Origin of the sequence: Stenotrophomonas sp. 2YAF22, assembly GCF_052114665.1 — a bacterium.
In the GTDB taxonomy this organism is placed as follows: Bacteria; Pseudomonadota; Gammaproteobacteria; order Xanthomonadales; family Xanthomonadaceae; genus Stenotrophomonas; species Stenotrophomonas indicatrix.
The window spans coordinates 1-15,086 of record NZ_JBFRFE010000022.1; the positions used below are offsets into that span (position 1 = coordinate 1).

Consider the following 15,086-nt stretch of genomic DNA (forward strand, 5'->3'; position numbering starts at 1 on the left):
CCTTGCCCGAGCTCGGCACGACGTTGTTGTAAGCACGTGCCAGGCGGGTGATCGAGTCGAGCAGGATCACCACGTCCTTCTTGTGCTCGACCAGGCGCTTGGCGCGCTCGATGACCATTTCGGCCACCTGCACGTGGCGCGCGGCCGGTTCGTCGAAGGTCGAGCTGATGACTTCGCCGCGCACGGTGCGCTGCATTTCGGTCACTTCTTCCGGGCGCTCGTCGATCAGCAGCACGATCAGGTGTACGTCCGGATGGTTGGTGGTGATGGCCGTGGCGACCTGCTGCATCATCATCGTCTTGCCGGCCTTCGGCTGGGAAACGATGAGCGAGCGCTGGCCCTTGCCCTGCGGTGCCATCAGGTCGAGGATGCGGCCTGTGATGTCTTCCGACGAACCGTTGCCGCGCTCCAGGGTGAAGCGGCGACGCGGGAACAGGGGGGTCAGGTTCTCGAACAGCACCTTGTTCTTCGATGCTTCCAGCGGCTCACCGTTGATGGTGTCCACGATCGACAGCGCGAAGTAACGCTCGCCGTCCTTCGGGAAGCGGATGCGGCCCGACAGATGGTCGCCGGTGCGCAGGTTGAAGCGGCGGATCTGGCTGGGCGAGATGTAGGTATCGTCCGGGCCGGCCAGGTAGCTGGCCTCGGCCGCGCGCAGGAAGCCGAAGCCGTCCGGCAGGATTTCCAGCACGCCGTCGGCGGCAACGCCGTCGCCGTGGCGGGTCAGCACCTTCAGCAGCGCGAAGATCACGTCCTGCTTGCGGGCACGGGCCACGCCTTCGGAAATCTGCAGCTGCTCGGCGATCTCCAGCAGCTTCTGGGCCGGCATGCGCTTGAGGTCGCTCAGCGAATAGACCGGGAAGCCCTCGGGCACGTTGGCGTGCGGACGCGGTACGAACGGCTGCTGTTCGCCGTTGTCGTTCGGCATGCCGTCGTCGCGGAAGCGACCGCCGTTGCCACCGCCACCACCGCCGCCGCCGCCGCCGCCATTGCGATCACGGTCGCGGCGGTTGCGGAAACGGTCACGGCGGTTGCCTTGGCCTTGCTGGCCCTGCTGGCCGCCCTGGTTGTAGGGGTTCTGGTTCTGGCCACCGCCCTGGTTGTTCTGGCGCGCCTGGCCGGATTCGCGGCCCTCGCCACCTTCGCCGCCGCCATTGCTGGCAGGGGCCTCGGCGGCAGGCGCGCTCGGCGTGGAAGGCGCTGCGGCCGGTGCCGGCGCTTCGGGCGCGGCTGTCAGCGGCAGGGCAGGCTGCGCCGGAGCGCTGGTTTCGGCGGCGGCCGGAGCGGCAGCCTTGGTTACGCGGGCTTTGCGCACGCGCTTTTCGGCGGGCGCATCAGCGCTACCGGTTTCGGGAGTGTTATCGGACAAGAGCGTTATTCCTCGCTTGAAGGTGCGAGCGCCCGGCTGGGGCGGCGAACATTGGGAATGGGTCTGGAAGAAACTGCGTCCAGAAGATGCGGCACGCGAACGCGGCCGGATGTGCCGACACTATCATCGGCCCGCGGCGCCACGCAAGGGGCGCCGGATACGGTATTCAGTCAGGCGCCGGGGCGCCCGCCCGGCAGCCGTGGAAAACGGCTGCCGGTCACCCGCAGGATCAGGCCAGGGCCTTGTCCAGCAGGCCGGCCAGCTGGGCCTTGCCAACGGCACCAATCTGCTCGCCGACCTTCTCGCCGTCCTTGAAGACGACCAGGTAGGGAATCGAACGCACGTGGTACTTGGCGGCCAGGGCGCGGTTGTTGTCCACGTTGACCTTGGCGATCTTGGCGCGGCCCTGGTAGGCATCGGCCAGTTCGTCCAGCGCCGGGGCGATCATCTTGCAGGGGCCACACCATTCGGCCCAGAAATCGACCAGCACCGGTTCCTTGGAATTCAGCACGGCGCTATCAAAGTCRGCATCGCCGACGTGTACAACCTTGTCGCTCATCTTGGTTTCTCGTCTTGGATTGCACCCGGCCAGGCCGGAGGTGGGTGAACTGGGCCATGCCCGGTGGCGTGACCCTCGTCGTTGCCTCGCGGCGGACTGCCACGGTGCGTTCGGCGGGATGCCTGGACGCTCACGGCCGGCAGTGTACCCCTATCGCAGGGCGGGGACAGATGCTGGTTGGAACCCAGCGTATCGTGATCGGGGCTGAGCCCGGTATGTGTCCGATTTCACTGTCCATGGCAGAAATGGGGGTGCTGGCGCGGTAGGCCATGGGTGCATGCGCTGCTGTTCAAGCGCGGTACTGCGGGGTGAAGAGGTGCGTCTCCGTGAGTCCTGAGACGCCCAATCCCGGTTTGCTGGCCCGAGTGCGGTAAACTGGGGCATTGTGCGGCGCGCGGACCCGAGGGGTCCCGGCCAGCCCGACCCGCCGCAGGGGCCGCAGTTTGCGACGGAGCCCCAGACAGATTTCAGTGCCGCCGCCCGCAGGTGCGTGGCCATACCAAGACGGACACATGAGCGACAAACCGCTGACCGATTTGACCTTTTCCTCCTTTGATCTGCATCCGGCCCTGCAGGCCGGTCTTGAAGGAGCCGGATTCACCCGCTGCACGCCCATCCAGGCGCTGACCCTGCCGGTCGCGCTGCCCGGTGGCGACGTCGCCGGCCAGGCCCAGACGGGCACCGGCAAGACGCTGGCCTTCCTGGTCGCTGTCGTGAACCGCCTGCTGACCCGCCCGGCACTGGCTGATCGCAAGCCGGAAGACCCGCGCGCGCTGATCCTGGCCCCCACCCGCGAACTGGCCATCCAGATCCACAAGGATGCGGTCAAGTTCGGTTCGGACCTGGGTCTGCGTTTCGCGCTGGTCTACGGCGGCGTTGATTACGACAAGCAGCGCGAGATCCTGCAGCAGGGCGTGGACGTGATCATCGCCACCCCGGGCCGCCTGATCGACTACGTCAAGCAGCACAAGGTGGTGTCGCTGCACGCCTGCGAAATCTGCGTGCTGGACGAAGCCGACCGCATGTTCGACCTGGGCTTCATCAAGGACATCCGCTTCCTGCTGCGCCGCATGCCTGAGCGCTCCACCCGGCAGACCCTGCTGTTCAGCGCCACCCTGAGCCATCGCGTGCTCGAGCTGGCCTATGAGCACATGAACGAGCCGCAGAAGCTGGTGGTCGAAGCCGAGACCATCACCGCCGCGCGCGTGCGCCAGCGCATCTACTTCCCGGCCGACGAAGAGAAGATTCCGTTGCTGCTGGGCCTGCTGTCGCGCAGCGAAGGCGCGCGCACCATGGTCTTCGTCAACACCAAGGTGTTCGTCGAGCGCGTGGCCCGTTCGCTGGAGCGTTCCGGCTACCGCGTCGGCGTGCTGTCCGGTGACGTGCCGCAGAAGAAGCGCGAGAGCCTGCTCAACCGCTTCCAGAAGGGCCAGCTGGAAATCCTGGTGGCCACCGATGTGGCCGCCCGCGGCCTGCATATCGACGGCATCAAGTACGTCTACAACTACGACCTGCCGTTCGACGCCGAAGACTACGTGCACCGCATCGGCCGTACCGCCCGCCTGGGCGAGGAAGGCGATGCCATCAGCTTCGCCTGCGAGCGCTATGCGATGGGCCTGCCGGACATCGAGGCCTACATCGAACAGAAGATCCCGGTCGAAGCGGTCACCAGCGAGATCCTGACTTCGCTGCCGCGCCCCGAGCGTGCCGCACCGGCACCGGGCGAGGAAGGCGACGAGAACGAAAGCGTCGGCCAGATCTTCCGCGAAGCACGCGAAGCGCGTGCCGCCGAGGAAGAGCGTCGTGGCGGCGGCCGTAGTGGCGGTCGTTCCGGCAGCAGTGCTGGCGCCGGCCGTGGTGGCCGTGATGGCGAGCGCAGCGGCGAACGCCGTCCGCGTGGCCCGCGCAAGCCGCGTGTGGAAGGCGAGCAGGTAGCCGCCGCCGCAGTCGAAGGTGCGGTGACGGCTGAAGCTGCTGCCGTGCAGGCCCCGCGTCCGCCGCGCGCTGAAACTGCGCCGGAAGGTGCGGTGGATGGCGAGCGCAAGCCGCGCAAGCGTCGTCGTCGTCGCCACGGCCGTCCGGTCGAGGGCGCCGAAGGTGTGGCAAGCAACGCCGGCAACGGTGCCAGCCCGGTCACTCCGGTGCAGGTGGTGGCCAAGCCGGTGCGTACCAGCGCCGATGCCGGCGACTCGTTCCTGACCCGTATCGGCCGCAAGATCCGCCGGATGCTGTCCGGCAGCTGATCGGTGCGGTAGCACCCGACCGTTGGTCGGGTGGCTTTCGGGGCGTGCCGGCCAACGGTCGGCACCCACCATCGCCCCGGCATCTCCACGCCGTCGCGCCGGTCCTGCATAATCGGGGCATGAGTGTCCTGCGCTTCGACAATGTCAGCAAACAGTACGCCGGTGGCCACGAAGCCCTGACCGATGTCAGCTTCGAGGTCGCGCCGGGCGAAATGCTGTTCGTCACCGGTCACTCCGGGGCGGGCAAGAGCACCCTGCTCAAGTTGATCCACCTCGACGAGCGGCCCAGCCGCGGCGCGGTGATGTTCGACGAGCGCAACCTGCTGAAGGTGCGCGGCGGCGATGTGCCGCGGCATCGACGCGCGGTCGGCGCGGTCTACCAGGACCACCGCCTGCTGATGGACCGCTCCATCGCCGAGAACGTGGCCCTGCCGCTGATCCTGCGCGGTACCCGCCGTGGCGACATCAACAAGCGCGTGCGTTCGGTGCTCGAGCGCATGGGCCTTGGCCACCGCGAGAAGGCGCTGCCCTCGCAGCTGTCGGCCGGTGAGCAGCAGCGCGTCGGCATCGCCCGGGCGATCGTCGGCGAGCCCAAGCTGCTGGTGGCCGACGAGCCGACCGGCAACCTCGATCCAACCCTGGCGGCCGAGATCATGTCCCTGTTCGCCGAGCTGCCTGCGCGCGGCACCAGCGTGCTGGTGGTCAGCCACGACCTGCCGCTGCTGCGCCACATGCGCAAGCGCGTGCTGATCCTCGACCACGGCCGGCTGGTGGACGACATCTCGCCGCAGGATCTGGCGGAGTAACCATGGCCAAGAACGAAAACACCGAAGCCGCTGCGCCGTCGCGCCTGGGCGTGTGGTTCCAGCATCACGTGCACAGCGTGGTGTTCAGCCTCGGCCGCGCCTGCCGCAAACCGTGGGCGACGCTGCTGACCGTGATGGTCATGGCGCTGGCCCTGGCGCTGCCGCTGGGCCTGTCGATCGCGCTGGACAACCTCAAGCAGTTTGCCGGCAGCGTGCAGCAGTCGCGCGACATCAACGTCTTCCTGAAGGCCGACGTCGACGGCCCCGGTGCGCTGCGCCTGGCCGGTGAACTACGCGATCGCCCGGACGTGGCCAGTGTCACCGTGCGCACGCCGGATCAGGGCCTGGAGGAGCTGCGCCAGGCCGGCCTCGGCGAAGCCATCGACGCACTCAACGACAACCCGTTGCCCTCGCTGCTGGTGGTCACCCCTGGCCAGGGCCAGGACGATGCGCGGCTGGCGCGCGCGCTGGAGAGCCTGCCCGGGGCAGACCTGGTCCAGCACGACGCGTTGTGGCGCCAGCGCCTGGATGCCTGGCTCGCGTTTGGTGCGCGGCTGGTGCAGGTGCTGTCGGTGCTGCTCGGCGCCGGTGCCGCGCTGGTGGTCGGCAACACCGTGCGCCTGGACATCCAGGCCCGCCGCGAGGAAATCGGCGTGCTGCAGCTTCTCGGCGCCAGCGATGGTTTCATCCGCCGCCCGTTCCTGTACCTGGGTGCCTGGTATGGCCTGGGCGCCGGTGCGGTCGCGTTGGGCCTGATCGGCATTGCCGGTGCCGCCCTGCGCGCGCCGTTGGCCGAGCTGTCGCGCAGCTACGGCAGCCCGTTCGTGCTGCATGGCCTGGACCTGCTGCATGGCAGCCTGGTGCTGCTTGGCACCCTGTTGCTGGGCTGGCTGGGTGCATGGCTGGTGACCGGTCACTTCCTCCGCCAGACCCGCCCGACAGACACCTGAGACCGGCATGCAACCGCAAGCGCTGAAGCACCTTGAAGGGCCCGCGACGCGGGTGATGGTGGTTGACGGTTCCAAACTGGTACGCAAGCTGATTGCCGACGTCCTGCAGCGCGATCTGCCGGGCGTGGAGGTGATCGGCTGCGACAGCATCGAAGACGCACAGCATGCGCTGGCGCAGGGCCCGGTCGATCTGGTCACCACCTCGTTGACCCTGCGCGATGGCGACGGCCTGGCGCTGGCGCGGATGGTGCGCGAAGCGGCAGGGCAGGCCTATGTGCCGGTGATCGTGGTCTCCGGCGACGCCCAGCAGCACCTGGAGCAGCGCCGCTTCACCGAGTACGTCACCGACTATTTCGACAAATCGCTGGGCCACGAGGCCCTTGCGACGTTCGTGCGCGGCTACGTGCAGCCGCAGACCATTCCCGGCGCGACCATCCTCTACATCGAGGACAGCCGGGTGGTGGCCGAGGCCACCAAGCGCATGCTCGAGCGCCAGCAGCTCAACGTGATGCATGTGGTCAGCGCCGAAGAAGCGTTCACCCTGCTGACCGCCGAATCGCTGGGGCGCAGCCGCCATCGCATCGACCTGGTGCTGACCGATGTGACCCTGAAGGGAGAGCTGAGTGGCCGCGACGTGGTGCAGCGCGTGCGCGTGGACTTCGGCTACGGCAAGCGCCGCCTGCCGGTGCTGGTGATGACCGGCGATGGCAATCCGCACAACCAGACCGGCCTGCTGCAGGCTGGCGCCAACGACCTGGTGCTGAAGCCGATCGAAGAGCGCCTGCTGATCACCAAGGTGCTGTTCCAGCTGCGGCTGGCCCGACTGAATGATGGACCCCTGTTGCGATGATCGATGAAGTAGTGGACACCCCGGCGATCCAGCTGGAACCGAGCTGGAAACAGCGTGTGGGCGATTACCTGCTGCAGCCGCAGATGCGCGAGCTGTCCAGCTTCCTGCGGCAGCGCAAGGCCAGCGGTGCGGCGGTGTTCCCACCCGGCCCGCAGATCTTCGCCGCCTTCGATGCCACCCCGTTTGATCAGGTGAAAGTGGTCATCCTCGGCCAGGACCCGTACCACGGCCGTGGGCAGGCCCATGGTCTGAGTTTCTCGGTGCAGCCGGGCGTGCCGGTGCCGCCGTCGTTGTTGAACATCTACAAGGAAATCGAGGGTGACCTCGGTATTGGCCGTCCGGACCATGGCTGCCTGATTCCCTGGGCACAGCGCGGCGTGCTGCTGCTCAACGCGGTGCTGACGGTGGAAGAGGGCAAGGCCGGTGCCCACCAGGGGCGCGGATGGGAAGGCTTCACCGACCATGTGGTGGATGTGTTGAACCGTGAGCGCGAGGGCCTGGTGTTCATGCTCTGGGGCGCCTACGCGCAGCAGAAGGGCAAGGTGATCGATACCGGCCGCCACCGCGTGCTGAAAGCCCCGCATCCGTCGCCGCTGTCGGCCCACCGCGGGTTCCTCGGCTGTCGCCATTTCTCGATGGCCAACGAGTACCTGCAGCGCCGTGGCCAGGCGCCGATCGACTGGTCGCTGCCGCCGCGGGCGATGCTGTCGCCATCGGGCTGAACGGCGGGCAACGCTGCCCGGTATTGAATGGGCGAAGCCGCCACCTGTTCAGCTCCCTTTGACCCCGAATGGCCGTGTTTTCTGGGCTAGTGGGTTGAATTCCAAGGGATTGTGTATCCCGAAAAGCGCGCTCGCCACTGTCATCAAATCGCGTTACGGTAGGGCTCTGTTTGGGACCAGTGTTTCATCAGTGGAATGCTGGAACTTTTTCCTCCTTTAGCAGTCCAAATCCCAGACTGCTAAGATGGGTGCCTATGAGCCAGAACACCTCTACTGCCCTTGTGGCAAACAATCTGCCGATTCCCAGTGCGCTCGGTTCGCTGGACGCCTATATCGGTGCCGTGCACCAGATCCCGGTGCTGTCGGTCGATAACGAACAGGACTTGGCCCGTCGCTTCCGCGACGGCAACGATCTGGACGCTGCCCGTGAGCTGGTGCATTCGCACCTGCGCTTCGTGGTGCACGTGGCCCGCGGTTACAACGGCTACGGCCTCGCGCTGGGCGACCTGATCCAGGAAGGCAACATCGGCCTGATGAAGGCGGTCAAGCGCTTCGACCCCGACATGGGCGTGCGCCTGGTGTCCTTCGCCGTGCATTGGATCCGTGCCGAGATGCACGAGTTCATCCTGAAGAACTGGCGCATCGTGAAGGTCGCCACGACCAAGGCGCAGCGCAAGCTGTTCTTCAACCTGCGCAAATCGAAGAAGCGCCTGGGCTGGATGAACGCCGCCGAAGTCACCGCGGTGGCCAAGGACCTGAACGTGTCCGAGCGCGAGGTGCTTGAAATGGAATCGCGCCTGTCCGGCCGCGATATCGGTTTCGATGCGCCGACCGATGAAGACAACGACCACGCGCCGCCGTCGCCGGCTGCGTATCTGGTGGCCAATGACGAAGATCCGTCGATGGCCTACGAGCGCGAGGACAGCGAAGACAACCAGATGCAGCTGCTGCGCGAAGGCCTGGCGGAACTGGATGCGCGTTCGCGCGACATCATCCGCCGCCGTTGGCTGGATGCGGACAGCAAGGTGACGCTGCAGGAACTGGCGGACGAGTACGGCGTATCGGCCGAGCGTATCCGCCAGGTCGAAGCGAACGCGCTGAAGAAGATGAAGGCGCTGTTCACCGCTTGAGGCGATGAAGCGTTTGAGTAATGGAAAGGCCCGGCATTGCCGGGCCTTTGCTTTTTCCGAGGTATTCAATCCACGCATGGCGTGGATCTACTTCGCGATCCAGTAGATCCACGCCATGCGTGGATCAGCGCGGTCTTAGTTTTCGCGTGCGATCGCCCGCCAGCCGATGTCACTGCGGTGGAACTCGTTGGCCCAGGTCACCTTCGCCACACCCGCATACGCGTTCGCCTGCGCGTCGCGCACGCTGTCGCCCAACGCCGCCACGCACAGCACGCGGCCACCGGCGCTGAGCACCTGGCCCTGCGCATCCAGCGTCGTTCCTGCATGGAACACCTTGGCCGTTGCCGGCACTTCATCCAGGCCGGAGATCACCTCGCCGGTGATTGGCGTTTCCGGGTAAGGCTTGGCTGCCAGCACCACGCCGAGCGACGGGCGCGGATCCCATTGCGCTTCCACCTGGTCCAGGCGGCCATCGATCGCCGCTTCCACCAGCTCCACCAGGTCCGACTGCAGGCGCAGCATCACCGGCTGGGTTTCCGGGTCGCCGAAACGCACGTTGAACTCGATCACCTTCGGCGCGCCGCTGGCGTCGATCATCAGGCCGGCATAGAGGAAGCCAGTGAACGGAATGCCATCGGCAATCATGCCCTGCACGGTCGGGTTCACCACCTCGCGCATCACCCGGGCATGCACTTCAGGTGTCACCACCGGAGCCGGCGAGTACGCACCCATGCCGCCGGTGTTCGGGCCGGTGTCGCCGTCGCCGACGCGCTTGTGATCCTGCGAGGTGGCCATCGGCAGTGCATGCACGCCATCGACCATCGAAATGAAGCTGGCTTCCTCGCCGTCGAGGAATTCCTCGATCACCACGCGTGCACCGGCATCGCCGAAGGCGTTGCCCGAGAGCATGTCGCGCACCGCGTCTTCGGCTTCGGCGAGGGTCATTGCCACGATCACACCCTTGCCGGCGGCCAGGCCGTCGGCTTTGACCACGATCGGCGCGCCCTTCTCGCGCAGGTAGGCCAGTGCCGCGTCCACCTCGGTGTGCACCGAATAGAACGCGGTGGGGATGTTGTGGCGTGCCAGGAAGTCTTTGGCGTAGGCCTTGCTGCCTTCCAGCTGCGCGGCTGCCGCCGTCGGCCCGAAGATGCGCAGCCCGGCGGCGCGGAAGCGGTCGACCACGCCGGCCACCAGCGGCACTTCCGGGCCGACCACGGTCAGCGCCACGCCTTCGGCCTGGGCCAGCGCGAGCAGGCCATCGATGTCGGTGACCTTCACCGCGACGTTGCGGCACTTGTCTTCGTTGGCGGTGCCGGCATTGCCGGGTGCCACGAGCACTTCAGTGACACGGGAGGACTGGGCCAGCTTCCATGCCAGGGCGTGTTCGCGGCCGCCAGAGCCGATGACAAGTACGTTCATCACGAGATTCCAGATTGCGTGGGAAGGGAAGGTCGATAGCCCCGGCGGCGCGCGTGGTTCACTCGCAGCCTTCGCGTCGCAGTGATTCGGGGAAGGAGTAGGTCCAGGACTTCGCGTCCAGGGTGAAGCGGTGCTCCTGGCGCACCCGCTTGCCGCCGCAGGTGTTGCCGGTTTCCTCGATCAGCAGTGGCCAGACGCGCGCACTGCGGTCGCTGTCGTCGAAACGCAGTGCGAAATCGATGCTGAAGCGGCGGGTGCGGCAGTCTTCGGCGGTATCGGGGTCGGCGGCCGCGTCGACGTTCTCGCATTCGTACTGGGCGTCGTTGTCGATGTGGCTGCGCACGTTGCCGGTGCTGGTCAGGCCTTTCGGGCCCGGCAGGACCAGGGTCTGCGAGAGCAGCGAGAAGCCCTGGCCGAACCAGCCATCCTCGACTCGGAAGCCGTAGAAATCGCTGCCGGCGCGGATGATGCTGGCGGTGCCGGGCTGGCCACCACTGCCGAAGCGCTCGCCGGTCAGTTCGCTGGTTACCCCGAAGCCATCGCCCTTGGGCTGCAGCACGAAGAACTCGATCGTTCCCGGGTCGATATGCGCACCATCGACCAGCGCACCGCACACCGCCAGTAGTTGTTGCCAGCTGTCACCGGTCACCACCGGTTGCTCGGCGCAGACCTGCCAGTCGATCGCGCGCGTTTCATCGTCCTGGGTCCAGCTGCCGCGCCATTGGCCGGAAAGCTTGGCGTCCTTGCCGTAACGCCCGGTCAGGAACGCCTGCAGACGCGCGGTGCGACTGACATGCGCTGCCGGTTCGCGGGCGGCGGGCTTTGCCGCATCTGCCTGCGGGGCAGATGCGGGTTCGGCAGCCGGCTTGCAGCCGGCCAGCAGGGCGGTGCCAGCGAAGGCGAGCACGGCAAGCGGTTTCAAAGAGACTGCAGACATCCGTGTCGCTCCAGCAATCAGTGGCGGAAGTGGCGGACGCCGGTGAACACCATGGCCAGGCCATGTTCGTCGGCGGCAGCGATGACTTCAGCATCGCGCATCGAACCGCCCGGCTGGATCACCGCCTTGATGCCGGCGGCGGCAGCGGCGTCGATGCCGTCGCGGAACGGGAAGAACGCATCGGAGGCCATCACCGACCCTTCGACCACCAGGTTCGCATCGGCCGCCTTGATGCCGGCGATGCGCGCCGAGTAGACGCGGCTCATCTGGCCGGCACCCACGCCGATGGTGCGGTTGTCCTTGGCGTAGACGATCGCATTGGACTTCACGAACTTGGCGACCTTCCAGGCGAACAGCAGGTCGGTGAACTGCTTGTCGGTCGGTGCCAGCTTGCTGACCACCTTCAGTTCGTCGCGGGTCATGCCGCGGTTGTCCGACGACTGCAGCAGCAGGCCGGAGCCCACGCGCTTGTTGTCGAAGTTGTTCAGGCCGTCGCCGTGCGGGATGCGCAGCACGCGCACGTTGGCCTTCTTCTGCGCGTATTCCAACGCGGCCGGTTCGTAGTCCGGTGCAATCAGGACTTCAACGAACTGGCGGTCCAGGATCACCTGCGCGGTGGCTGCGTCCAGCGGCTTGTTGAAGGCGATGATGCCGCCGAAGGCGCTGGTCGGGTCGGTGGCGTAGGCCAGCTCGTAGGCATCGCCGTTGCCGGCGCCAACGGCCACGCCRCACGGGTTGGCATGCTTGACGATGACACAGGCCGGCGCGTCGAACTGGCGCACGCATTCCCAGGCTGCATCGGCATCGGCCAGGTTGTTGTAGCTCAGTTCCTTGCCCTGCAGCTGCTGGAAGGTGGCCAGCGTGCCCGGCACCGGATGCAGGTCGCGGTAGAACGCGCCGCTCTGGTGCGGGTTCTCACCGTAGCGCAGGTCCATCACCTTCACGAAGGTGGAATTCATCTGTGCCGGGTATTCGGCGCGCACCGGCACGGCGGCGTCGGTGGCGGTGACCGCCGACAGGTAGTTGCTGATCGCCGCGTCGTACTGGGCAACGCGGTTGAATGCGGCCACCGAGAAAGCGAAACGGGTGCCGGCCGACAGCTGGCCGTCGTTGGCATCCAGCGAGGCCAGCAGTTCGCCGTACTGCGACGGGTCGGTGGCCACCGCCACGCGGGCGAAGTTCTTGGCCGCCGAGCGCAGCATCGCCGGGCCGCCGATATCGATGTTCTCCACCGCGTCGGCCAGGGTGCAGTCGGCCTTGGCGGTGACCGATTCGAACGGGTACAGGTTCAGCACCAGCAGGTCGATGGCACCGATGCCGTGCTCGGCCATCACCGCGTCGTCCAGGCCGGAGCGGCCCAGCAGGCCGCCATGCACCATCGGATGCAGGGTCTTGACCCGGCCATCCATCATTTCCGGGAAGCCGGTGACCTCGGCGACGTCCTTCACGGCCAGGCCCGCATCGCGGATCGCCTTGGCGGTACCGCCGGTGGACAGCAGCTCCACGCCGCGTGCAGCCAGCGCGGTGGCCAGCTCGACCAGGCCGGTCTTGTCGGAAACGGAGAGGAGGGCCCGGCGGACGGGCAACAGATCAGCAGTCATGGGGACAGGGCAATCGGCAGCGGAGCGGGGCCGATATTGTAGGCGGTGGGGGCCGGTGGCGGGTGCTGGTGGGGGAAATTGGCCGGTGCAGACCCCGTCGCGGGTGCGCTCGGTAGCGTCTGCATGGACCGGCATTGGAGGCAATTCGATACGTGGTGCTGTCGCAATCAGGTAGGCTGTGCCCGCACTGCCAAGGATTAGCGGGTTCAGATCGTGTCGATCTATGCATTGAAAGGACGTTTCCAGGACCTGCTGCGTCCGGCCGTACACGGCCTGTACCGCATGGGGATCACCGCCAACACGGTGACCGTGGCTGCGGCCGTGGTCTCGCTGCTGGTGGCCGCTGCGGTGTGGTGCTGCGCTCCCACCCAGCCGCTGCTGTATCTGGCCCTGCCGCTGTGGATGCTGCTGCGCATGGCCCTCAACGCCGTCGACGGCATGCTGGCCCGCGAGTTTGGCCAGCAATCGCGGCTGGGCGCCTATCTGAACGAGTTGTGCGATGTGATCGCCGACGCAGCGTTGTACCTGAGCCTGCTCAGCGTACCGGGCGTGCGTGCGGAGGCACTGTGGCTGCTGGCCTGGGCCGCCGCGCTGAGCGAGTACGCCGGCGTACTGGGTTTGATGGTCGGCGCCAGCCGCCGCTATGACGGCCCGATGGGCAAGAGCGACCGCGCGTTCGTGATCGGCGTGCTGGGCCTGCTGCTGGCGTTTGGCTGGGCAGGCGCGACCGTGGTCAGCGCGGTCGCCGCACTGGCCGCACTGCTGTGTGTGCTGACGATGGCCCGTCGCGTACGCCAGGGATTGAAGGAAGCTGCGGCGACACCGCAGCGGTAAACACAACAAGACTACACGCCCAATCAATACGGAGATTGCATGCGTCAGGCGCAGGAACGGGAATTCCACAGCTTCGACCAGGTACCGCTGTTCTACCGGTACTGGCCGAGCACCACGGCAACCACGCCGGCCAAGGCCATCGTGCTGTTGCATCGCGGCCATGAACACTCAGGCCGGGTCACCCATCTGGTCGACGAACTGGACCTGCCCGACACAGCTTTCTTTGCATGGGATGCGCGCGGCAACGGCCGTTCACCCGGCACGCGCGGCGATGCACCGGGCTTCCCGGCGCTGGTACGCGACCTGGACAGTTTCATCGCCCACATCGGTGCCGAGCATGGCATCGCGGTGGAGGACATCGTGGTCATCGCACAAAGCGTGGGCGCGGTGGTTGCCGCCACCTGGGTGCATGACTATGCGCCGCGGTTGCGCGCGCTGGTGATGGCCTCGCCCGCCTTCAAGGTGAAGCTGTACGTGCCGTTCGCACGCGCTGGGCTGGCGCTGATGCAGAAGCTGCGCGGCAACTTCTTCGTCAACAGCTACGTCAAGCCGCAGTGGCTGACCCACGACCCGGCACGGGTGGAAAGCTACCGCACCGATCCGCTGATCACCCGGCCGATCTCGGTGCGCGTGCTGCTGGGCCTGTACGAAGCCGCCGACCGCATCGTGGCCGACGCGCAGGCGATCAGCGTGCCGGTGCAGTTGCTGGTATCGGGCTCGGACTTCGTGGTGCATCGTGGCCCGCAGGACCGTTTCTACGAACGCCTGTCCAGCCCGATCAAGGAGCGCGTGCACCTGCCGGGCTTCTTCCACGACACCCTCGGCGAGCGCGACCGTGCGCCGGCGCTGGCGCGTATCCGCAGCTTCATCCAGGCACGCTTTGCCGAACCGCTGCAGGAGCTGTCGCGGCGCGATGCGCATCGGCATGGCCCGACCTTCGAGGAATCGGAGATCCTGTCCTGGCCACCGGAACGCAACAGCCTGGCCGACCTGCGTTGGCGCGTGGTGCGCGGTGGCCTGCGTTTCGGCGGCACGCTGTCGGAGGGCATCGCGCTGGGCCTGCAGACCGGCTTCGACTCGGGCAGCACGCTGGACTACATCTACCGTGATGAGGCGCGGGGCAAGGGCCCGCTGGGCCGGATGGTCGACCGCAACTATCTGGATGCGATCGGTTGGCGCGGCATCCGCGTGCGCGGCAAGCACCTGCAGGAACTGCTGCGCGATGCCGCCCAGCGACTGCGCGGGCAGGGTGCGCCGGTGCGCGTACTGGACGTGGCGGCCGGCCATGGCCGTTACGTGCTGGAAGCACTCGGCCAGGGCGAACAGCGTGCCGACCGCATCGTGCTGCGCGATTTCAGCGATCTGAACGTGACCCAGGGCAAAGCCTTGATCGAGCGCCTCGGCGCGGCCGACATCGCCCGCTTCGAACAGGGCGATGCGTTCGATCCGGCGCAGCTGGCAGCGGTGGACCCTGCGCCGACGCTGGCGGTGGTGTCCGGCCTGTACGAACTATTCCCGGACAACGATGCGGTGCTGCGTTCGCTGCAGGGCATCGCTGCGACGGTGCCGGTGGGCGGTTACCTGGCCTACACCGGGCAGCCGTGGCATCCGCAGCTGGAGTTCATCGCGCGTGCGTTGACCAGCCATCGTGGTGGCGCGGCGTGGG

The 15,086-nt window shown here is 67.0% G+C and carries 13 protein-coding genes; 8 read left to right on the top strand and 5 right to left on the bottom strand.

The window, feature by feature from the left end; all coding sequences use genetic code 11:
• A partial coding sequence (rho, locus tag AB4Y84_RS01925) for a transcription termination factor Rho (RefSeq protein WP_442249712.1) occupies positions 1 to 1,369 on the bottom strand: 1,369 nt, incomplete at its 3' end.
• A gap of 229 nt (positions 1,370 to 1,598) precedes the next feature.
• Positions 1,599 to 1,928 (bottom strand): thioredoxin, encoded by a 330-nt coding sequence (gene trxA / locus AB4Y84_RS01930; protein ID WP_025878607.1) that lies wholly within the window; start codon positions 1,926 to 1,928, stop codon positions 1,599 to 1,601.
• Positions 1,929 to 2,440: 512 nt separating this feature from the next.
• Between trxA and rhlB the strand changes: the two genes are divergently transcribed.
• From rhlB to rpoH, 6 genes are all read left to right on the top strand, one after another.
• Positions 2,441 to 4,171: an ATP-dependent RNA helicase RhlB gene (gene rhlB / locus AB4Y84_RS01935; RefSeq protein WP_223496880.1), complete on the top strand. Its 1,731-nt coding sequence runs from the start codon at positions 2,441 to 2,443 to the stop codon at positions 4,169 to 4,171.
• 119 nt (positions 4,172 to 4,290) lie between these two features.
• Entirely contained in the window at positions 4,291 to 4,977 is a 687-nt protein-coding gene (gene ftsE, locus AB4Y84_RS01940) for a cell division ATP-binding protein FtsE (RefSeq protein ID WP_025878609.1), read from the top strand.
• A 2-nt stretch (positions 4,978 to 4,979) separates the two neighbouring features.
• On the top strand, positions 4,980 to 5,927 hold the full coding sequence (ftsX, locus tag AB4Y84_RS01945; protein ID WP_223496878.1) for a permease-like cell division protein FtsX: 948 nt from the start codon (positions 4,980 to 4,982) through the stop codon (positions 5,925 to 5,927).
• Positions 5,928 to 5,934: 7 nt separating this feature from the next.
• A complete protein-coding gene (locus tag AB4Y84_RS01950; protein WP_025878611.1) occupies positions 5,935 to 6,777 on the top strand; it encodes a response regulator in 843 nt (280 codons plus the stop codon).
• Entirely contained in the window at positions 6,774 to 7,499 is a 726-nt protein-coding gene (gene ung / locus AB4Y84_RS01955; RefSeq protein WP_312108806.1) for a uracil-DNA glycosylase, read from the top strand. Before AB4Y84_RS01950 ends, ung begins: the two co-directional genes overlap by 4 nt.
• 254 nt (positions 7,500 to 7,753) lie before the next feature.
• Positions 7,754 to 8,629 carry an RNA polymerase sigma factor RpoH gene (gene rpoH / locus AB4Y84_RS01960; protein ID WP_100462199.1) on the top strand — a complete coding sequence of 292 codons (876 nt, stop codon included), beginning with the start codon at positions 7,754 to 7,756 and terminating at the stop codon, positions 8,627 to 8,629.
• Positions 8,630 to 8,764: 135 nt separating this feature from the next.
• Here the strand turns inward: rpoH and purD are convergent, their stop codons facing one another.
• The 3 genes from purD to purH are packed head-to-tail and all read right to left on the bottom strand — an operon-like array spanning position 8,765 to position 12,586.
• Complete coding sequence (gene purD, locus AB4Y84_RS01965; protein ID WP_442244483.1) at positions 8,765 to 10,048, bottom strand: phosphoribosylamine--glycine ligase; 1,284 nt, start codon at positions 10,046 to 10,048, stop codon at positions 8,765 to 8,767.
• A gap of 58 nt (positions 10,049 to 10,106) precedes the next feature.
• A complete protein-coding gene (locus tag AB4Y84_RS01970) occupies positions 10,107 to 10,985 on the bottom strand; it encodes a hypothetical protein (RefSeq protein WP_442244484.1) in 879 nt (292 codons plus the stop codon).
• Between the two features lie 17 nt (positions 10,986 to 11,002).
• A complete protein-coding gene (gene purH, locus AB4Y84_RS01975; protein WP_442244485.1) occupies positions 11,003 to 12,586 on the bottom strand; it encodes a bifunctional phosphoribosylaminoimidazolecarboxamide formyltransferase/IMP cyclohydrolase in 1,584 nt (527 codons plus the stop codon).
• Between the two features lie 213 nt (positions 12,587 to 12,799).
• On the opposite strand from purH, the gene AB4Y84_RS01980 reads away from it, so the two are divergent.
• Positions 12,800 to 13,420, top strand: coding sequence for a CDP-alcohol phosphatidyltransferase family protein (locus tag AB4Y84_RS01980; protein WP_442244486.1), 621 nt, complete (start codon positions 12,800 to 12,802; stop codon positions 13,418 to 13,420).
• 39 nt (positions 13,421 to 13,459) lie between these two features.
• Positions 13,460 to 15,086 (top strand): bifunctional alpha/beta hydrolase/class I SAM-dependent methyltransferase (locus tag AB4Y84_RS01985; RefSeq protein WP_442249713.1); only part of this gene is annotated, 1,627 nt, incomplete at its 3' end.